The sequence below is a fragment of the Sediminitomix flava genome (assembly GCF_003149185.1).
Classification (GTDB): domain Bacteria; phylum Bacteroidota; class Bacteroidia; order Cytophagales; family Flammeovirgaceae; genus Sediminitomix; species Sediminitomix flava.
Map to the genome: position 1 here is coordinate 21282 of NZ_QGDO01000006.1, position 21440 is coordinate 42721.

The following is a 21440-nucleotide window of genomic DNA, read 5'->3' on the forward strand; positions in this document are numbered from 1 at the left end:
AGCCTATAAAACTAACTAAGCCAGATTTTAACACTTAACCAAAAAATGAAAAACAGAAAGATCAACCGCGTAGCCGTTCTTGGCTCAGGTGTAATGGGATCACGTATTGCGTTACATTTTGCCAATATCGGAGTTGAGGTACTTCTGCTCGACATAGTACCCAAAGAATTGGATGAGAAGGAAAAAGCAGCAGGACTAACATTAGAAAGTAAAGCAGTTCGTAACAGGATTGTAGATACTGCTTTAAAAACAACACTAAAATCGAAACCATCAGCGATATATCATTCTAAAGTAGCAAAACTTGTTACGACAGGAAACTTCACAGATGATATGCCAAAGATCGCTAATTGCGATTGGACAATTGAGGTTGTAGTTGAGCGTTTGGATATCAAGAAGATCATTTTTGATGAAGTAGAAAAATACCGTAAGCCTGGTACTTTGATTACTTCAAATACTTCGGGTATTCCTATGCAGTTTATGACAGAAGGTAGAAGTGAAGACTTCCGTAAAAACTTCTGTGGAACGCACTTCTTTAACCCACCAAGATACTTACGTTTATTGGAAATCATTCCAGGTCCTGATACCACGAAGGATGTTGTAGATTTCTTGATGCACTATGGAGACCTTTACCTCGGTAAAGAAACTGTACTTTGTAAAGACACACCAGCATTTATCGCAAACCGTATTGGAGTTTATTCAATCATCTCGGCTATGCACACTATTGAGGAAATGGGCATGACTGTAGGTGAGGTTGATAAATTGACTGGCCCACTTATCGGTAGAGCTAAATCAGCTACTTTCCGTACAATGGATGTAGTTGGTTTGGATACTATCGTAAACGTAGCTAATAACCTTTACGAAGGTTTACCACATGATGAGTCTAGAGAAAGATTCAAGCTTCCTCGAGTAGTAAGTGAATTGAGCGAAAGAGGATGGCTAGGTGATAAAACAAAACAAGGATATTTCAAGAAGACCAAAGATGAAAATGGTAAGAAGAAAATTCTTGAGTTGAACCTTGGCACATTGGAGTATGGAGATCGTACGAAAGCTAAATTCAAAGCTGTAGAGGTAGCAAAAGATATCGAAGACTTAAAAGAAAGAATTTTCAAGCTTGTCAACTTTGATGATAAGGCGGGTGAGTTCTTGAGAACTACTTTCTATGATGTTTTCAAATACTGTTCTTTCCGTATGCCAGAAATTGCTGACGATCTTTATAAGATTGATCAAGCAGTAGCTGCTGGTTTCGGTTGGGAAATGGGACCATTCCAAACTTGGGATATACTCGGCGTAAAAGACACAGTAGAAAAAATGGAAGCGGCAGGGCAAAAACCTGCACAATGGGTATATGATATGTTGGCTTCAGGTGCTGAAACATTCTATTCAGCAATTGATGGTAAAAAAGCATATTACCATATTGAGAAACAATCTTACGAAGTTGTACCAGGTACAGAAAGCCTAGTATTACTAGAGTCTTTGAAAGAAACAAATGTAGTATGGCAAAACGCAGGTACTACCTTGTATGATATCGGAGATGGCGTATTGAACCTAGAGTTCCATACAAAAATGAACTCAATCGGTGCGGAAGTGATCGAAGGTTTGAACACTGCAATCACAAGAGCTGAAGAAGAAGGTTGGAAAGGCCTTGTAATTGGTAACGAATCACAGCAATTCTCAGCAGGAGCAAACCTTGCGATGTTGTTCATGTTTGCTTGTGACCAAGAATGGGATGAAATCAACATGATGATCGCTCAGTTCCAAAACACAATGATGCGTATGCGTTACTCAGATGTACCTGTAGTAGCTGCAACATCTGGTTTGGCACTTGGTGGTGGTTGTGAACTTTCATTGCATTCAGATGCGATCCAAGCACATACCGAAACTTACATGGGATTGGTAGAAGTTGGTGTAGGTCTTATTCCTGCAGGTGGTGGTACAAAAGAATTGACACTACGTGTTTCTGACCGCTACATGAATGGAGATGTTGAGTTCAATGCTCTTCAAGAAGCATTTATGAATATAGCTACGGCTAAGGTGGCAACTTCAGCATACGAAATGAAAGAGATGGGCTTCATGAATGCTACTTCAGCATTTACTTTGAACCGCTCAAGAGTTATTGCAGATGCGAAACAAAAAGTGTTGGAGCTTGATGCAGCTGGATATACGCAACCATTCAAACGTAAAGATATCAAGGTTCACGGACGTTCTGGTATCGCTACATTTGAGGCTGGTATCGCAGGTATGCAGTACGGACATTGGGCATCTGAGCACGATGCAAAAATTGCTCGTAAAGTAAACTACGTAATGAATGGTGGTGACTTGTCAATGCCAACTACAGTTTCTGAGCAATACTTGTTAGACTTAGAGCGTGAAGCATTCTTGAGTCTTTGTGGTGAGCAAAAAACGTTGGAGCGTATCCAAAGTATCCTTTTCAAAGGGAAACCACTTAGAAACTAAGTCATTCAACTCATTCATTTACCAAAAACAACAAATTGCAAAAACATGGAAGCTTACATTGTAGCTGGATATAGAACTGCAGTTGGTAAATCAAAAAAGGGTGTTTTCCGTTTTACACGCCCTGATGATCTAGCAGCTGACGTAATCAAACATTTGGTGGCTGATGTTCCAGCCCTAGATAAGAAAAGAATTGATGACCTAATTGTAGGTTGTGCAATCCCTGAGGCAGAACAAGGGATGCAAATGGCGCGTATGATTTCTTTACTTTCATTCGCTCCAGATACAATTGATGTACCAGGAGTTACCGTAAATCGTTACTGTGGTTCGGGTATCGAGACTATCGCAATGGCAACAGCTCGTATCAAAGCAGGTATGGCAGATTGTATCATTGCTGGTGGAGCAGAGTCAATGTCTATGGTTCCGATGCTAGGTCATAAGGCGGCATTGAACTACAAAATGGCAACAGAAACGCCTCAGTATTACTTGAGCATGGGATTAACTGCTGAAGAAGTAGCTAAAGATTTCGGCGTAACAAGAGATCAAGCAGATGAATTTGCTGTAAAATCTCACGAAAAAGCTTTGGCTGCAATTGCAGATGGGCGTTTGCAAGATGGTGTAGTGCCAATTACAGTGAAAGAAACATACTTAGACGGTGACAGAAAGAAAACTAGAGAGTATGTAGTAGATAGAGACGAAGGACCTCGTAAGTCTTCTGTTGAAGGTTTGGCAAGACTGAAGCCTGCTTTCAGAATGGGCGGACAAGTAACTGCGGGTAACTCTTCTCAAACTTCAGACGGAGCTGCATTTGTGATGGTCATGTCTGAAAAAATGGTGAAAGAGTTGAACATTGAGCCTATCGCGAGATTGGTTTCATATACTGCGGCAGGAGTTGACCCTCGTATCATGGGTATCGGGCCAGTAGCAGCAGTGCCAAAGGCATTGAAGCAAGCAGGTCTTCAGTTGAATGACATCGAGCAAATTGAGTTGAACGAAGCATTTGCAGCTCAAGCTTTAGCCGTTATCAAAGAACTAGACTTGAATCCTGATATCGTGAATGTAAATGGTGGAGCGATCGCATTGGGTCACCCACTAGGATGTACAGGAGCGAAGCTTTCAGTTCAATTATTCAATGAAATGAGAAGAAGAAACCAGAAATACGGAATGGTTACTGCCTGTGTAGGTGGTGGTCAAGGTGTAGCTGGTATCTACGAGCTTTTGAAATAAAATATTAAAGATAATATCACCCTCTGATGTTGCCCTCTCCGAATGGTTTCGACCGAAAGGAGGGGGATTTTTTTATTCATTTTTCAGATACTCCGAATATTTAGGAAGTTCAACTATAAAAGTACAACCTTGAGAAGGAGAAGAATTGAGGTAAATTTTTCCACCCAATTTTTCAGTCGCTTCTTGCGCGATGTATAACCCAATACCAGAACCATGACTTGTATCTGTAGCTCTGTAAAAAATATCAAAAACTTTAGACTGATGCTCAGGTAAAATACCAGGTCCATTATCACTCACTCTAATCATAAAGACATCCTTTTTTTCTTCCAGATGGACATGAACCCTAGGTGTATCCGTAAAATTTGAGCTGAATCTAAAAGCATTTGAAAGTAAATTATTCAGAATAACATTTATCCTAAAAGTATCTGTGTAAAAAGGCTGATCAATATTGATAAAAACTTTATGAATGACTTTTGGATAGTTGATTGTCAGTGGTGCGATTACCTCATTGATGACATTCTTAAAATTCAATACTTTCAAATTTAAGGAAGCACGAGTATTTCTAGAGTATTCAATAATGTTGATAATGAATTCGTCTAGTTTATTGATACTCTTTTTTTCTAAGTCTAAGTAAATTTTGGATTGCTTGGTATTTTGCTCGTTGCTGTGCAATTCGATTAAGCCTTTGATAGACAGTAGAGGTGCTCTTAAATCATGAGAAACTCTGTAAACAAAATTATCTAGTTCATTATTCGTTTTTACAAGTTGTCTATTATTCTCAGTCAAGTCACTGACAGAGTTCTGTAAATGCTCATAAATAAAGTTGATTGCATAGGAAACTGTACTTACACATATAACGAAAGAGGCAATTGAGGTCAGCCAAAATGATTTAGAAGTTTCAGTATAGATTAGATCAAATGGAGATACTTTTAGAAAAGACAGTCCTGTTAGCGATAGTAATGAAATTAGTGTTATTCCAATAGATATATACGAGCCTCTTTTTCCAAATAAAACGGCTGAAAGTACTGAAAAACTAATAAGGAAAAGTAAACCATTTCCTTTACTATAAACATGACCAATACCTACTATACCCGTAATGTAGAACAGTGTGACTAGAATGATTCCTTTCAGATTATAGCTCAATCGTTTGGTGCATAAACTCAATGTAGTGAGTATGGCCATGACTACTAAATGTACATTCATGACACCCAGCCACCCAAGTTCGAAGTAACGACTCAGAGAAGCAGCTAAACCAACATATCCTAGAATGGTGGAAAGTTTTAATAGGCGATTTAAAAGTTTGTTTTTTGTATCTAAAAAGTATTGATCTTCTAAATTCATTACGTAAAAATAGGTCAGTAATAGTTACACGCAAGTTATAGCTTTTTAGCTGGTCTTTTAATAATAACTCTAAAAGAGGAGGAAATGGTATATTAAATTCGCTTTGTATTTAAGGAAAGTTGTATGAAAAAGAGTTTATGATCAACTATTTTTTATAAATAAACCTAGAAACCCTGTGTAAGCGATTATTAACAGCTTAATATATTGAAGGTTAACATCTTGGCGTAAAAGCATTTCTTATTCTCACTGATTTAATGTAAGTTTGAAGAATCCATTGTTGTCAATTTTGTGAGTCGAAACTAAAGGAAGCGCAGAAAGCATATGAAAGTATCTACGGATTTACCTTACCAAATTGTTTACTCTCTCTTCGAGCATCAGTACCTCGGGTACTTGTTCGAATCCTTTGTGGTGCAGTTGGATTCCAACAATAAACTAACATTACAGTATCAAAATATTTCTCATCTGAACGCCAATGAGTTTTCTGAAAAGCTAGATGAAAAGGATTATGAGCTGATTGAGTTGATGGATGCTATCCAACAAGATGCAATTATTAAGAAGTTTGGGAAGCGTTTCAAGAAGATCTCGACTGAAAAATTCTTCCTAACTATTTACGATAAGGAAAAAGGAGACAAAGCACTCCAACAACTTATTCATGAATATATTGAAGAGCGCAGAGCTAAAATCATGAATTTGTTGGTAGGCAAGCTTGTCTTTGAAATGGGTAACGATGGTGTTCCTCATGCAAAAACAATCCGTGTACAAGCTGAAAAAGCAACGGTTCGTTTCCATTTCCACAGAAACCCGGATAATACTCATTACTATCCGACAATTAAGCACGAAGGGCAAGTACTTGATTTCCGCCAGAAAGGAGGAATGGTTATTTGTCACCATCCGGCTTGGCTACTACTCAAAAAAGATAGTACTTCTTTTGATTTATATTCTTTTGAAGGAAATGTAGATGGTAAAAAGTTACAGCCATTCCTTAGAAAGAAATTTATAAATATTCCGAAGAAAATAGAGGCAAGTTACTATAGCAAGTTTGTAGCACCACTCTTGGAAGAATATGATATTCTAGCAAGAGGGCAGGGCTTGTATATTGAAACTGAAAAATTTGACTGTGAGCCTGTTTTGGAATTTGCAGAGATGCAATCTTCATCTGAGAATCTATTTTCAAAATCATCGGAAAATAATACCAATGAGCAAATTTCTTTCCACCTCAATTACCAATATGGGCCCTATAAAGTTAGTGGAGGGAAAAACGATAAACGCTTTTTAGTAGAGTTGAAGGAAGAAGAAGATTCTTTTACATTCTACAAAATTGGTAGAGATGAAAATTATGAGAAAAGAGTATTAGATCTTCTTTCTCAAAAAGGACTTGACCTTACAAGAGGTACAACTTATATCGGTAAAAATGAAGCTTTTTCATGGCTGTCAGAATATGCTCATGAGATGGAAAATCTTGGAGTTGCCGTGAAACAAGTAGCGAATAGTGATAAAAAATATTTTGTAGGACAGGCGACAATTAGTGTAGAAATCAAAGAGAATAAAGACTGGTTTGATATTCATGCTATTGTCAAATTTGGCGCTTTTGAGATTCCTTTTATTCAATTAAGGAAACTCATTCTCAACAATACAAAAGAGTTTGTCTTACCGAACGGTGAAATTGCAGTTATTCCAGATTCGTGGTTTGCGAAATATGGCGATTTACTTCACTTCATGGATGCACAAGAAGATGTTTTAATGCTTAAAAAACATCATTTGGCTGTGGTTCATGATTTACAGGATAGTAATCTTGCGAGTGTTTCATTCAATCGAAAATTGGAGAAACTAAGAGACTTTGAGAAGATTGAAGATTTCGCTATGCCTGAAGGCTTTAAAGGTGAATTACGACCTTATCAGAAGGCAGGGTATAACTGGATGAATTTCTTGGCATCTTACAACTTTGGTGGTTGTTTGGCTGATGATATGGGACTTGGTAAAACAGTTCAGACACTTGCTATGCTTCAGGCACAGAAAGAGTCTTCGGGCGGTTTGACCAACTTATTAATTATGCCAACCTCTTTGCTTTATAACTGGGAAATGGAAGCAAAGAAGTTTACACCAGAGCTGAAAGTATTGAATTACACAGGTTCAAACCGAAATAAAAATCCTCAGATTTTTGATTGGTACGATCTTGTGATTACTTCTTATGGTATTGCTAGAATTGATAGTCATATTCTTCAAGAGTATTTCTTCAATTACATCATTCTAGATGAATCTCAGGTGATTAAGAACCCTAACTCAAATATTGCAAAGGCAGTAAAAGAGTTGAAATCTCGTAGAAAACTGATTCTTACAGGTACACCAATTGAGAATAACACACTTGATTTGTGGTCTCAGATGACTTTTGCTAACCCAGGATTGTTGGGTACGCAAAATTTCTTCAAGAAAGAATATCAGACCCCTATTGAGCGTAAGAATGATGAAGAAAAATACCAAAAGCTTCATGCGATCATTAAGCCGTTTATTTTACGTAGACATAAATCGCAAGTAGCGACAGAGCTTCCTGGTAAAATTGAGAAAGTACAATATTGTGAAATGAGTGATGCTCAGAAAAAACGTTATGATGAGGTGAAATCATCTTATCGTAATGAAATTTTAGAGCAGATCGAAACACAAGGTTTGAAAGGTTCTCAGTTTATGCTTCTGAAAGGTCTGACAGAACTGAGACAGTTGGCTAATCACCCTAAAATGGTTGACGAAACGTATGATCAGACATCTGGAAAAATGGAAGAAGTACTTAGAGCTTTAGATAATGCACTAGGTAAAGAACATAAGATTTTGATTTTTAGCCAATTTGTCAAGCATTTACATATTCTGAAAGGGCATCTTGATGAGAACAAAGTAGACTATGCTTATTTGGATGGTTCAACAAAAGATCGTCAGCAAGAGGTGAATAAATTTCAAAATAATAAGAAGTGTCAGGTATTCTTGATTTCACTGAAAGCAGGAGGGCTTGGCTTGAATTTGACTGCTGCAGATTATGTATTTATCCTTGATCCTTGGTGGAACCCTGCAATTGAAGCACAGGCGGTGGATAGAGCACACCGAATAGGACAAGAAAATCAGGTCTTTATTTATAAGTTTATAACTAAAGGTAGTGTAGAAGAAAAGATCTTAGCATTACAAAAAAATAAATTAGATCTAGCCAATAACTTGATATCAACTGAAGAGAGTTTTATGAAAAAACTCACAAAAGAAGACATCGAAGCCTTGTTGAACTAGAAAACTGAAAAAGAAGAGTTACTTTACTGAAGTAACTCTTTTTTTTAGCCCAAAACTTGAAATGAAAGCAGTATTATTTTTACTGATAATTTCTTCTAGTCTTCTTTCTCCACTACTGGCTCAATCTGCTTTAGAAATCAGAACGTCAGCTCCTACCTATCCAAATTATGTCCGAGTAGATGATACTCTAAAGGTTTTTTCCAATGAACTATCTTATGTCAATGGAGTCAAAATTAAAGATCAATATTCGGTCGCAATTCCTCCAATGGAAGAAGACACAGTTGTCGAGTTTCGCTTGAAACAAGAAATAGAAAATACGTTTACAGTCAATCAAGACCGAGCATTTATTTTAGCAGAAAAAGGACTTTATGTCTTTTTTGCCGATAGTGTAGATAAGGTGAATACTCAATCTGTTTTAGTCACTCGCAAAGATTTTCCAAAGTATAAAAGTCTCTTCGAGTTGATGAGAAGTTTAGCTTACATTACAAATGATGAAGAGTATCGAGCAATTTGGAAATCTAATGATTCGTTGGAAGCTTTTGGCGGCTTTTGGCTGAAACTTGGAAAGACTGAAGCAAAGGCACAAAAGCTTATCAAAGAGTATTATCAGCGTGTTGCATATGCCAATGAGCATTATTCGTCTTATAAAGAAGGTTGGAGAACTGATAGAGGAATGGTGAGGATAGTCTATGGCAAACCTCAGAATATCAAATCAGAAAATGGAAAAGAAACTTGGTATTACACCATTGGTGGAAAATCTGTAATTTTTGAATTTGTATACACCCCTAACAAACTATCTCAAAAGACGTATATCTTGACTAGAAGTGAAAGATATAAAGAGAGTTGGTATTCAGCTATTAAAAAGTGGCGCCAAGGAATTCTATAATTTTCTCTTTCATTTTTTTATATTGACCTCAAATCAAAAATAAGTAACTCCCTATGATTTTCTCTGCAAATATAACTGTTGATCCATCTCAACTTACACAAATCCATAAGGTGGAACCTACAGGTTTATTTAAAAAAGTATTGTTTAACCTTACAAAGGGCTTAGTAGCTGATCAGGAAGAACATGAAACGTTTACTGCGGTTTCAATTCTTCAACAACTCAATGGTACATTCTCAAATTTGGGAATCGATAACATCGTACGTCTTTCGCATGATGATATAGATTTTTATCTGGATACTGAGGGGAAAAAAGGAGATTTACAAGAGGCTTTTGATAGTTACGATCTCAAGATTGATGAGTCGATGTCTACGGTTTTCAATCGACTAAATTTGGTTTTAGAGCATGAAGCTCGCTCAATTTATTATCTAATTGAGATAGATATAAACAGGACGCATAAAGTAGGAGAGTACCCAATCGAGATCAAGGTTAATGGTTTATTGTCAGAGTTTAAGGCAGATAACCAAGATACAGCCGATGACCTTAAGAATAAGATGGATGCTATTTTTAAGAACCAAGACAGTTATAATGCTTTTCAGTTGAAAAAAGAAGCTGAGTTCAAGCAGTTTACTGGAGAATTGAAAATGGCAATTATGCGAAATATTCGTGTAGATGATGTACGAGTTGTACACAAAAAGAAATTAGTAGCCTCACAATCAAAAGTGACAAACAGAAAGGAATATCAGCCCACTCAACCTACAGGAGGATATTACGAACCTGTATTCTATCCTTATTTTGGCGTATTAGATATGTTGTTCTATACTTCAATTTGGTCATCTATGATGCACGATAATCATATCCAGATCAATGATGTAGATGTACTGAATGATAGTGGTGAATTACTACAATCTATCGGGGACGAAGGTTTAGATACCGCTGATTTGAATGTATTTGATGAAGAAATTCCATATGATGAAGCTGTAACAGATTTAGAAACAACAGCAGGAGATATGATGACTACTGAAGTGGCAGGTGATGAAAGTTCTTGGTTTGACTTTGGTGGAGATTCGGATTTTGGCGGGGGAGACTTTGATATGGGAGGTTTCGATTAATGAATAATTCTAAGTTTAGAATAAACAAAGGTTCAAGTATAGACATACTTGAACCTTTGTTTTTATATGAAATACTGAGTTTTATTTTGAGAATTCTTCAACCATTTCTTTCCCCATATTCTCACCTACTTTTGAGAATGAGTAGTTAAGCGCTTCCATTGTCATATTTATAAAATATTTTGAAGCAGGATCCTTCCAAACTGCAACATATTTCTCTAAATCAGCATCGCTAATATCTTTATAAGTATAGATAGACATAGCAACCAATTGACTAGTCAATTGTTGTTCAAACCCAGCTGGGAAAGCTGATGCAATACCTTTCAAGATTTCATCTTCGGATACTCTTTTGTCTTCTGGCTGCAGCGTATTCGCACCTTTCGCGATAGATACGATCATATTCTTCATTATGCTTACAGTCATTTCAGCTGTTCCTAATTCTTTATGAAGCTCTACAACAAGTTGTGCTCTTTCTGGCGAAGGAGGGGATGATTGAAAACCTTGGAAGAAAGCAAGCATTTCAGCTTGTTTGGATGGATCATTTGCAGATGTTTCTGTTTCCTTCATTTTCACCACTAATGGATTTTCATAGATTTCAGAAACTATCTGTAATGTATCTTCATTTGCTTTTTGCTCAAAATAAGAAATAAAGTCTCTTTTTAGTGACTCAGAGTTAAAAGCGCTTTTCATGAATTTCGAAAACTTTTCGAAGTCTTCTTCATTTTCAAAACCTGCTTTTCGAGCAGCTACTTGAGCATCAATCATAGCATCTATTTGATTGAATTGTACTAGAGAACCCGACTTTTCTAATACCTCAGCAACTGTTTCTTTCGGTGTTTGTGCAAAAACTTGACTTGTTAGTAAAGTCAGAATGATTGTTAGATTTAAAATATATTTCATACCTCAAAAAAATTAATGTTTTGTGATTAGCTAAGATAAGTGGAATTCAATTACAGGAATGGTAATAGAATTTATTTAAGACAGCTTAACGCCTTTATAAATAAAAACTCCAAACCAGCCGAAGCCAATTTGGAGTTTTTGTATGTTGAATCGCTACACTTTAGGAGTGTAGGGAAGAATTATCTACCAGTAGAAACTCTTACGAAAGATTTAACAGTAAGACCTGAAGCAACGCCTCCTAGGTATTGAGCTACAGTTTCTTTGTTAGAACCTTTTACGAATTCTTGAGCCAACAAAGTGTTGTCTTTCAAGAATTTCTTAGCGTTTCCTTCTGCAATTCTGTCAAGGATAGCCTCTGGCTTACCTTCTGCAGCAGCTTTCTCACGAGCGATTTGCTTTTCTTTCTCAAGAACTTCAGCATCAACTCCGCTTTCGTCAACTGCAAGAGGGTTCATTGCAGCAACTTGCATAGCTACGTCTTTACCAGCAGCAACAACAGCATCGTTGTTCGCACCAGCTAGCTCAACAGCTACAGCAATTGCTCTACCGTGAAGGTATGCAGCAACAGCCTCACCAGTTACGTAAGCGTAACCTGCGATAGTGATTTTCTCACCCATTTTACCAGTCAACTCAACGATGTGCTCGTTTACAGTGTGACCTTCTACTTCAATAGCCAAAAGCTCTTCTGAAGTAGCAGCTTTGCTAGCTACAGCAGCTTGAAGGATCATGTTACCCAATGCAGCGAAGTTTTCGTTTACTGCTACAGGCTCAGTTTCACAAGCCAAAGCCAATACGATTACTTCAGTGTTAGTGTCGTTGTTCCATGAGAAAACAGCACCTTCAGTAGTTTCGTTGTCAGCTCTTTTTGCTGCTACTTTTTGTCCTTTCTTTCTTAGGATTTCGATAGCCGCATCCATGTTTCCTTCAGCCTCTTGAAGGGCTTTTTTACAATCCATCATACCAGCACCAGTTGCTTTTCTTAGTGCTTGTACATCTTTTGCAGTAATTGCCATTGTATGTAAAAATTATTATGTGTTAAATGTCCTTATAACCTGAACAAGATAGAAGATGAATATCAAAATAGTTGAAAAACAGTTTTTTGATAGGCTCAAATGAAGTTGCAAGATAGTTTTTTATATGATTTCAAGATGAATTCGATATGAACTTCAAGCAGTAATTTGCGCGTACACCTTCTATGGTAGAAAGCCCCACAAGAGAAAATAAGCTTCTTGGGGGGCATTTTTATTTCTAATTGAGCGGATTACTTCGCGTATGCAGAAGTAGCTTGTGCTTTCAGCTCGTTCAATTCTTTACGAATTGCTTCCAAAGCTGCAGCGTCACGGTCAGCTTTTTTCTTGCTGATGATCTCAGACTGCTTACCTTTTAGCTCAACGATTTTTGCTTCGATTTCTTTGATGTTCATTCCATCGGTGATTTAGGCGATCCGAAGACCGCAGTTAGCGAATAAATATCGATTACGAAACAGAAAGATTACTCTTTGTCACCTTCAGCGTCAGCAGCAGGTGCTTCTGGAGCTTTAGCCTCTTCAGCTTTGTCAGCAGCGATTTTCTCTGCTTCCAATTCAGCTTGGTTAGCCTCTTCTTTCTCTTTCTTTCTTTCTTGGATTCCTTCCTCAATTGCAGAACCCACCGCTTTAGTCAACAATGCGATTGACTTGAATGCATCATCGTTACCTGGGATAACGTAGTCGATGTCTTCTGGGTTTGAGTTAGTATCTACGATTGCAAATACAGGGATACCCAATTTTTTCGCTTCTTTCACAGCGATGTGCTCACGCTTCACGTCGATCACGAAAAGAGCTGCAGGAAGACGAGTTTGGTCAGCGATACCGCCCAATACTCTTTCTAGCTTTTCTTTTTCACGCTCAAGCATCAAACGCTCACGTTTTGCAAGGTTCATGAACTCTTCAGACTTCATCAATTTGTCGATAGAGTTCATTTTCTTCAATGACTTACGTACAGTAGCGAAGTTAGTAAGCATACCACCCAACCATCTGTCAGTTACGAAAGGCATTTTCAAACGTGCCGCCTCAGTCGCAACCACTTCTTTCGCTTGCTTCTTAGTAGCAACGAACATGATTTTACGACCAGACTTTACAATATTTTTAATTTGCTCCTGAGCTTGCTCAAGAGAAACTTTAGTTTTGTTCAAGTCAATAACGTGGATACCGTTACGCTCCATGAAAATATATGGAGCCATTCTTGGGTCCCACTTTCTTGTCAAGTGTCCGAAGTGAACACCAGCGTCAAGAAGCTCTTTATATTCAATCTTTTGCATTGTCTTACAAATATGATATTAAAGTATTAGTAAACTCTAATCTGTCGTACTCCCTTTAGAAGTATAACAAATAAAATAGCTGGCCAATACGCAAATGACGTATTGACACAAGCTGGTGGATAGAGATTAACGTTTCGAGAATTGGAATTTACGTCTCGCTTTTCTTCTACCTGGTTTCTTACGCTCAACCATACGAGAGTCACGAGTAAGGAATCCTTCTGGTTTCAATACCAATCTGTGCTCAGCGTTGATTTCACAAAGCGCTTTAGAGATCGCAAGTCTTACTGCTTCAGCTTGACCTTTGATACCACCACCTTGTACGTTTACTTTGATGTCATATTTGCCACCTTCATTTGTAAGATCAAGCGGTTGGTTAACGATTGTTCTTAAAATGTCTGATGGGAAGAAATCAACAAGTTCTTTTTTGTTGACAGTAATAGTTCCTTCACCTTCGCTCAGGTAAATTCTCGCGACAGATGTTTTTCTTCTGCCTGTAGTGTTTATTACTTCCATCTCTGGTTCTTAATAAAATTAAAATTTAAGTTCTTTAGGCTGTTGTGCCTCATGTGGGTGCTCTGCACCAGCGTACACGAATAGGTTTCTGTAGATTTTACGACCTAAAACACCTTTTGGAAGCATACCTTTAACAGCATTTTCTACCATTTTGAAAGGTTTTTTAGCCATAAGCTCTTTAGCAGTCAACTGACGTTGTCCACCTGGGTAACCTGTGTGGCGGATATACAATTTCGCATCCCACTTGTCACCTGTCAATTTCACCTTGTCTGCGTTAATGATAATCACGTTATCTCCGCAGTCTGCATGTGGCGTGAAGCTAGGTTTGTGCTTGCCTCTAAGGACTTTAGCAACTTCTGAACCTAAGCGACCCAACACAAGATCCGTAGCGTCTACGATAAACCACTCTTTTTTGATGTTTGATTTATTCGCAGATTGTGTTTTGTAACTTAAAGTATCCACTTTTCTACTAGATTATTTTAGAAAATAATTCACGTCATTAAACACTGAAAACCAAAGGTTTTGTCGTGCTTCTTGAACAAATTCAGCTTTTTAGGGCTGAAAAATGACTCGCAAATGTAAGGCTTTATTTTGTAATCACCAACTCACTTGCGGTAAAATATTGTAAATGAATCTTTTAATTCTACTTGTTTTCAAGCATTTCTTAAAACAGGAAGCCAGACTTAAGTCTTTGAAATGTAGTTAGATGACCTAAGTCATCATGGAAAGTAAGTGCATAAAAAAATCCCGATAGCTGATTCCTATCGGGATTTTGATGTAGAAATGAATATTTCTTACAATTTATGGATGCACAACAATCTTTACGAAAGCAACAATAAATGGCATTGCAATCAAGATACTGTCAAATCTGTCTAAGAAACCACCATGACCAGGAAGTACATGTCCTGAGTCTTTGATCTTGATACTTCTTTTGAATAATGATTCTACCAAATCTCCGTAAGTACCAGCTACCACAATAATACCAGCAATAGCAGCCCATTGCCAGTTCACGAGGATATCCCAATAATAAGCACAACCTTGGCTGACTAGTAGCGCGCAAACAGCTCCGCCAATACTTCCTTCCCATGTTTTCTTTGGAGACACTCTTTCGAAAAGTTTATGTTTTCCGAGCATTCTTCCTGAGAAATAAGCACCAGAGTCACTAGCCCATTGTATAAATAAAGAACCAAGTAGAATTTCGAAGTGATAATGTTGTTCGATGAGCACAATTTTGTGCATCAAAGAGAATGGTAAGGCTACATAAAGAATCCCTAAAAAGGTATACGCAATGCTTCGGAAAGGCTTCACATCTCTTTTGCTGTATAGCTTGATCATGTAGGTAGAAGATAAGCCAATAAGCAAGAAGTAATATGAGGTGTCAGTCACGAATTTCTTTTCGACACAAAAAGAAATGGTATAAAGTGCCAAACCTAAAAATGTACCATAAGATTTCAACGGTAAGTTACCATTGATACCAAGCAGTTTGAAAAATTCCCGCATGGTAAGGGTACAGACAAGGAAGAATATACCAAAATACGTCCACTCATTATAAGCAAGACAAAACAAAATTAGTGTACCACCAATGAGTGCAGTTATTACTCTTTGCCAGAGTTCCGAGAGCTTATTCAAATTCGACATCTTGTTCGATGATTTTTTGCGCTAGTTCTACTTGTTCTTGAAGGACGAATACTTCTCTATCACCAAAGTCTTGATAAGAAGAGTCCATTTTATCTATAATTATAGCTTCAACACCTCTTTCGATAAGCGTATCCTTTACTATAATAGCATGTGCAAAGTTGCGATCTTTAAAGATACAAACCCAATCTTTTGATTCAGACATTCAAAGAATTTTTAAAATTTTTACGGAAAAATAACAAAATCAGGCTACTTACGACGATAGAAATGCCAATACTGAGCAGTGAAAGCTCTGTATTTTCCTCCATTGCTTTCTCAATTGGGTCGAATCCGGCTACGTAAGTCATGATGACCATATAGCCATTATTAAAGATATGTGCTAAAATTGGATAACGAATATCCTTTGACCACCAATAAAAATATCCGAATACTGCGCCAAGAAGCATTCGAGGGAAAAATCCGTAAAATTGGAAATGAATAGCACTAAAAATAAATGCAGTGAGCCAAATAGCTACGTGCATATTTTTTGTGATTCTATAAAACAAGGGTTGAAGTAGTCCCCTAAAAACAATTTCTTCCCCTACACCAGCCAAAACTGCAATGACAAAGAAAGAAAATAAGAAATCGCCAAAGGAAGTGAATTCTAGCATTCCTTCGGTCAAACGCATAGCATTAGCTTCTTTTTCCTTAAACCATGCTTCTAGATCTTTTAAGCTTTCTGGGAAAACAAAGGCTTCATTCCATTCAACTAATGCTTGCAGTGCTGGTCCCATGAATAGCATAAATAGTACCATTAAGAATAGAGGAGGAATGGAAAAGTGATCTCTTTTCACCAATACTTCAGAAATATCTTTCTTTTCAACCCACTTGATGTAGGCTAAAGGGGCTAAGATAAATGTGAATGTAGCAGTAATTCCTTGTGCTATTAAAAGAACTTTTTTGTCAGGTTGGGAACCCATTGCCGCTTGCAAAACGTTTGTTACTTCGTTGAAGTCGTAGTTCGAAAGAGGTAGAAGTGCAATAAAAACCACAAATTGCCCCACAAAAGCTGCCGCAATTACTAATAAAGCAAAACGTAATAGGGCTGAAAAGGGAGAATAAGGGGAGTCTGACAGTGGTATTTTCCAATCCTTCATTTTCTTCGTATTTTTGTGAGCTTCAACAACAACTAAGCTTGTAGCTGTTTGGAGGACATGACTTTTGAGTCATAAACATAATCGCTCCCAACAGAGTTGAAAAAGCTGGTTATCTGATATTAAAAATATTCAATTCAAAATATAACAGTGGCAAAGATAGGAAATTTAGATTTAGGAGATTTTCCTTTATTGTTAGCACCAATGGAAGATGTAAGTGATCCTCCATTCCGTGCGGTATGCAAAGAGAACGGTGCTGATGTGATGTACACAGAGTTTATTTCTGCAGAGGGTCTGATCCGTGATGCAGCAAAGAGTGTACAGAAGCTTGATATTTACGATTACGAACGCCCTATCGGGATTCAGATTTTTGGAGATAACATAGAGTCAATGATTGAGGCGGCCGCAATTGCTGAAGAGGCAGGTCCTGAAATTATTGATATAAATTATGGTTGCCCTGTAAAAAAAGTAGCTTGTAAAGGTGCTGGAGCAGGAATTCTGAAGGATATTCCTAAAATGCAAAAGATGACTGAAGAGATCATCAAAAGAACATCTATTCCTGTAACGGTGAAAACACGTTTGGGATGGGATAGTAACAGCATCAAAATTCATGAGGTTGCTCAACGTCTTCAAGATGTCGGAACGCAAGCGCTTACTATCCACGGACGTACTCGTCAGCAAATGTACAAGGGAGTCGCAGATTGGAATCCTATTGCTGAGGTGAAAAAAGATCCAAGCATCACAATGCCAATTTTCGGTAACGGAGATATTGATTCACCAGAAAAGGCCGTAGAATACAAGGAAAAATACGGTGTAGATGGAATCATGATTGGTCGAGCTGCGATTGGTTATCCTTGGATTTTTAGAGAAATCAAACACTATCGTGAGACAGGGGAGTTACTACCTCCTCCAACTTTGGAAGAAAGATTAGCGACTTGTCGTAGACATCTTGATTTTTCTATTGAATGGAAAGGCGAGCGTAAAGGTATTTTTGAGATGCGTCGTCATTATACGGCATATTTCAAAGGTCTAAATAACTTTAAGCCTTACCGTATGCGCCTTGTGACTTCAGATACTTATGAGGATACTCAGAATATTTTGAAAGAATTGGAAGATGAATTTTTAGGGAAGGATATTATTGTATAAACAATACCTGTATTGACTATAAATATGAGCCACAGCTTTTGAGAGTTGTGGCTTTTTTTCTGCTGATTACTAAACCATCTCCCCGTCCTTCATTTCTATAATTCGATCAACTGAAGAATGTTCTTCTACCAAAGGGTCGTGCGTAGTCATCACAATAGTTTTTCCTTGATTTTTGAGTTCAGTAAAGACATCCATGATGTTTTGTGAGTTCTCACGGTCGAGGTGAGCAGTAGGCTCGTCTGCAAAAAGGATTTCTGGATTTCCTACCAATGCTCTAGCAATGGCTACTCGCTGTTGTTCTCCTCCAGAAAGTGTATCTACCTTAAATTGAAGACGCTGGGATATATTTACCTTTTCAGCAGCTAAACTTGCTTGAGCTTTTAATTCTTTAGCAGATAGTCCGAGTGGGAGAAGAGGGGTATAAATGTTTTGTTCAACACTAAGACCTTTAATAAGATTGAAATGTTGAAATACAATTCCGATATGTTTTTGACGAAAGCGAGTTAAGAACTTTTCAGTCCATCGAGAAACTTGTTCTTCCATGCACCAATAACCTCCAGAACTTGGACGAGACAAGCAGCTCAATAAGGTGAGAAGTGTTGTTTTACCAGAGCCGGAAGGACCTTTTAGTACCACACATTCTCCTTTTTTGATAGAAATCGAGATATCTTTTACAGGAGTGACTTCATTGAGTTTTCCTTGATTGAACGTTTTTGTTAGTGCTTTAGTCTCGATGATGTTCATGTTGCTTCCTCTTCAAAAAGTATAAATAGATACAGAATGAAGTCCAAAGGTAGGAAAAGGATTTAGCTATCTGAAGAGACAACATAGAAAAAGCAAACTGCCGAATAGACAATAGTCAATCCGACAGTTTGATGATAAGAAACGTTCTTTATTTGTAGCCTACAATGACTTTTTTCGCATAGCCTAATTTCTCGTTTACCTTAAACTCTAGTAGGTAAGTGTCTTTTTGTAAGTTGTAAAAGGCTTTATTTAGTAATTCTTCGACTTCTTTTTGCTTTCCTTCGGCAGAGAAAACAATATCTCCACTTTCAGAATATAGCTTTAACCATAACTGCTGAAACTTTGGTGGAATTCTAAAACTGATTTCATCATAAGCTTCTGGTGGAGTATCAGGTAATTGATCAAAAGGAACAAATTCTGAGCTAGGAATCGGCTTAAAGTCATCTCTTCTAACGACAAATTGCAATGGACTGTATTCGTAAGTTCCGTCTTCCCTAATGATCTTTAGGCGATAATAACAGGATTTATCAAACTCAAAATCATTGAAAGTATAGTATTGTACCTCGTGATTGTAACCTTTGGCCATCATATTCCCGACAGGATAAAAAATAACTCCATCGTGGCATTTTTGTACTTCAAACTTTCTTACATTTTCTTCACTCATCGTAGACCACAGTAGTCTCGATCTTTCCATGTCAACTTCATAGCCCCATATAGAACCAAGTGAAACTCCTTCAAAACGATAAACTTGAACTTTCTTTGTAGGACTAATTGTCCATACCCCTGCTAATTCGGTTCCTGTATGAGCTATACAATTCTTGATTTGGTCATGAGGAATTCCAAGTCCGTATTCCCAATCAAGTGTTTGATGGGTAAGTGTAAAGCGCTCTGATTTATCTTTTAGATCAGAGATTTCAGCGTAATCTGAAGGCGTATATTTAAACATCAGACTTCCACCTTCAATGTGCCCTTCCACGAGTTGTATTTCAAAGTATTTACGAATGCTTTTTGTGTCACGACCAATGCGTCTATGTCCTCTCCATATATCTACAACCATTTCTTTTGTATGATTATGTTGAAGGAAAATTCCTAGTCCAGCAATATCTTTTTCAAGGTTTTTATAATCGATACTTCTTTGGTTGGCTACAATCATTCCTTTACCACCATCTTTTTCGCTATCATCATAAAAAATATGGTAAGGAGCATTCGAAGTCTGTTCTTCAATACTCCCAGTCATTCCTAAGATAAGATTATAACCATTGAGGTTTACAGAGGCACCTTTCAAGATCGTTTTACCAGCTGCATATACGCTTTTTCTCAGTTTGATTGGGTGCATGATATAAATATCTTTTTTGTACCCTTTCGGAGGTTCTTCACTTTCGATCCAGTTTCTTCCATCAAATTTAGACCAAACAGCATTAACGGATTGGTTGTTTGCGGCTTTATCACTTGGCCAGAAACCTCCTTTTGTGGTCATGTAGTCTCCTTTTTTGAAGGAAAGACTTTCGATGTCGACACCGCTACCTTTCACTGCAATTGAAAATACAGCGGAGTCTTTCAGTATATAGTTTAGAGATAACTGATGTTGAAAAGCTTGGGCTGAATTGGGCTTAAAGTTTAGCTTGAATTCTAAAGCTTTTTTTCGCTTTAGTGTAAAAGGCGTACTTACCTCCAGTCCGCGAACAGAAAATGGAGCTTTAGACAAGAATGATAGATCAGTAATATTGATTTCTTTACTCGAAGTATTACTCAGCTTAAGCTTGAGAGTCTTGGAATTATTCACTGGAATGCTTCCAAAATCAATATATTTTTTAGCCTCAATCCAATTACCATCACTCTCATAATACAGAGTTAAGTTAGAAGAGGGCTTAGCAAAAACATTGTTCAGAGAAACACCAACTATAAACAACAATATGAAAATAGAGGGTCGCATACGCTAGTCGGGTTAAATGGGTTTTAGGTAGAAATTCAAATCTGGGTTGGCAAGTCCTTTAATTGCACTTACAAAGGTCTGAAGTTAGAAAGGGCTTGCTGTCTATTTCTAAAGTAAGCAAGCATGAAGTCATTTACAACCAGCTAATTCTATAATGAAAAAAGTATCTTGATAAGTACAAAGATAATTCGGTAGGGTAATAAAATTTAATATTTTTTTAATTTTTCAGAACATCATTCTACAAATTTATTAATCTATATCTGAAAATGCTGTTTGTACTTCTTTGAGTTCTGAATAGGAATATTGTCATAATCGAAAAGCGAAAATGCTGATCTCAAATTATGGGTATAAGTGGTTTAGCTGAATAAATAATGATTCAAATGTGAATATTCTAAGGGTTTGGGTCTTGTTTGCTTTTTAAATGCAGATGAAAAAATAGAATAATCAGAAGATGAACCATAGAGCTTTATTCTACTGAAGCCAAATTGTAAAACCGATATAAAATGAAATAAGAAGGACAGCACCTACAGTTACAAAAATAAAACTAGAGCGTCTGTCTTCACGATCACGTCTGTACTGAGAAAAGTCTATACGGTTCTTCAAGTTTTCTCTCTGCTTTTCTAAGCTAGCCCTTGTTTGACTATTTTCAGCATCAAGTTCTGCTTGAATTTCTTTTTTACGGTTTTCTATACGCTCTTTGTCAGCATCATAGAATCGAGTAGGGAAATCGAAATGTTTATTACTTGGTAACTTGATAAATGAAGGTAGTCTCATGGCTATTCTTTCTTTAGTGATACCTAACAAAAATAAGGAATTATCTTCAGAACTGCTTTAGTTTTTGAACAATTCCATGAATAAGTCTG

Annotated in this window: 19 protein-coding genes; 6 read left to right on the forward strand and 13 right to left on the reverse strand. The window is 37.2% G+C overall.

The annotated features are described in order from the left end of the window. Positions 1–45: 45 nt before the first annotated feature. Positions 46–2454 (forward strand): 3-hydroxyacyl-CoA dehydrogenase/enoyl-CoA hydratase family protein, encoded by a 2409-nt coding sequence (locus BC781_RS19120; protein WP_109620865.1) that lies wholly within the window; start codon positions 46–48, stop codon positions 2452–2454. A 45-nt stretch (positions 2455–2499) separates the two neighbouring features. Then, positions 2500–3678, forward strand: coding sequence for an acetyl-CoA C-acyltransferase (locus tag BC781_RS19125; RefSeq protein WP_109620867.1), 1179 nt, complete (start codon positions 2500–2502; stop codon positions 3676–3678). 72 nt (positions 3679–3750) lie between these two features. On the opposite strand, the gene BC781_RS19130 is transcribed toward BC781_RS19125, so the two are convergent. Next, the gene (locus tag BC781_RS19130) at positions 3751–5019 is read right to left on the reverse strand and encodes a sensor histidine kinase (protein WP_109620869.1); all 1269 of its coding nucleotides are present in this window, start codon (positions 5017–5019) and stop codon (positions 3751–3753) included. 321 nt (positions 5020–5340) lie between these two features. Here BC781_RS19130 and BC781_RS19135 point away from each other — a divergent pair, with 321 nt between their 5' ends. The 3 genes from BC781_RS19135 to BC781_RS19145 all read left to right on the forward strand — a co-directional run bounded on the left by BC781_RS19135 (position 5341) and on the right by BC781_RS19145 (position 10278). Continuing rightward, positions 5341–8283, forward strand: a complete 2943-nt coding sequence (locus BC781_RS19135) for a DEAD/DEAH box helicase (protein WP_109620872.1) — start codon at positions 5341–5343, stop codon at positions 8281–8283. 61 nt (positions 8284–8344) lie between these two features. Beyond that, entirely contained in the window at positions 8345–9169 is an 825-nt protein-coding gene (locus BC781_RS19140) for a GWxTD domain-containing protein (RefSeq protein WP_109620874.1), read from the forward strand. Between the two features lie 53 nt (positions 9170–9222). Then, a complete protein-coding gene (locus tag BC781_RS19145) occupies positions 9223–10278 on the forward strand; it encodes a hypothetical protein (protein WP_109620876.1) in 1056 nt (351 codons plus the stop codon). Positions 10279–10359: 81 nt separating this feature from the next. Here BC781_RS19145 and BC781_RS19150 read toward each other — a convergent pair whose 3' ends face one another. The 9 genes from BC781_RS19150 to BC781_RS19185 form a co-directional block, all read right to left on the reverse strand. Next, positions 10360–11175, reverse strand: a complete 816-nt coding sequence (locus BC781_RS19150; protein WP_109620878.1) for a hypothetical protein — start codon at positions 11173–11175, stop codon at positions 10360–10362. A gap of 179 nt (positions 11176–11354) precedes the next feature. Further along, entirely contained in the window at positions 11355–12188 is an 834-nt protein-coding gene (gene tsf / locus BC781_RS19155) for a translation elongation factor Ts (RefSeq protein ID WP_109620880.1), read from the reverse strand. Positions 12189–12436: 248 nt separating this feature from the next. Beyond that, the gene (locus BC781_RS25540; protein ID WP_158281526.1) at positions 12437–12598 is read right to left on the reverse strand and encodes a hypothetical protein; all 162 of its coding nucleotides are present in this window, start codon (positions 12596–12598) and stop codon (positions 12437–12439) included. A 68-nt stretch (positions 12599–12666) separates the two neighbouring features. Next, on the reverse strand, positions 12667–13473 hold the full coding sequence (gene rpsB, locus BC781_RS19160; protein WP_109620882.1) for a 30S ribosomal protein S2: 807 nt from the start codon (positions 13471–13473) through the stop codon (positions 12667–12669). A gap of 126 nt (positions 13474–13599) precedes the next feature. After that, a complete protein-coding gene (gene rpsI, locus BC781_RS19165) occupies positions 13600–13986 on the reverse strand; it encodes a 30S ribosomal protein S9 (protein ID WP_109620884.1) in 387 nt (128 codons plus the stop codon). A gap of 18 nt (positions 13987–14004) precedes the next feature. Then, positions 14005–14448 (reverse strand): 50S ribosomal protein L13, encoded by a 444-nt coding sequence (gene rplM, locus BC781_RS19170; RefSeq protein WP_109620887.1) that lies wholly within the window; start codon positions 14446–14448, stop codon positions 14005–14007. Between the two features lie 339 nt (positions 14449–14787). Further along, positions 14788–15624 (reverse strand): phosphatidate cytidylyltransferase, encoded by an 837-nt coding sequence (locus BC781_RS19175; RefSeq protein ID WP_109620890.1) that lies wholly within the window; start codon positions 15622–15624, stop codon positions 14788–14790. Then, complete coding sequence (locus tag BC781_RS19180) at positions 15608–15826, reverse strand: DUF2007 domain-containing protein (protein WP_109620891.1); 219 nt, start codon at positions 15824–15826, stop codon at positions 15608–15610. Before BC781_RS19180 ends, BC781_RS19175 begins: the two co-directional genes overlap by 17 nt. Next, the gene (locus tag BC781_RS19185; RefSeq protein WP_109620894.1) at positions 15819–16757 is read right to left on the reverse strand and encodes a CPBP family intramembrane glutamic endopeptidase; all 939 of its coding nucleotides are present in this window, start codon (positions 16755–16757) and stop codon (positions 15819–15821) included. Before BC781_RS19185 ends, BC781_RS19180 begins: the two co-directional genes overlap by 8 nt. Positions 16758–16904: 147 nt before the next feature. Here BC781_RS19185 and dusB point away from each other — a divergent pair, with 147 nt between their 5' ends. Then, on the forward strand, positions 16905–17900 hold the full coding sequence (gene dusB, locus BC781_RS19190; protein WP_109620896.1) for a tRNA dihydrouridine synthase DusB: 996 nt from the start codon (positions 16905–16907) through the stop codon (positions 17898–17900). A gap of 69 nt (positions 17901–17969) precedes the next feature. Here the strand turns inward: dusB and BC781_RS19195 are convergent, their stop codons facing one another. The 3 genes from BC781_RS19195 to BC781_RS19205 form a co-directional block, all read right to left on the reverse strand. Continuing rightward, complete coding sequence (locus BC781_RS19195) at positions 17970–18644, reverse strand: ABC transporter ATP-binding protein (RefSeq protein ID WP_109620898.1); 675 nt, start codon at positions 18642–18644, stop codon at positions 17970–17972. 148 nt (positions 18645–18792) lie between these two features. Next, complete coding sequence (locus BC781_RS19200; RefSeq protein WP_109620900.1) at positions 18793–20577, reverse strand: hypothetical protein; 1785 nt, start codon at positions 20575–20577, stop codon at positions 18793–18795. Between the two features lie 471 nt (positions 20578–21048). Continuing rightward, entirely contained in the window at positions 21049–21351 is a 303-nt protein-coding gene (locus BC781_RS19205; RefSeq protein ID WP_146201735.1) for a hypothetical protein, read from the reverse strand. Positions 21352–21440 lie beyond the last annotated feature (89 nt).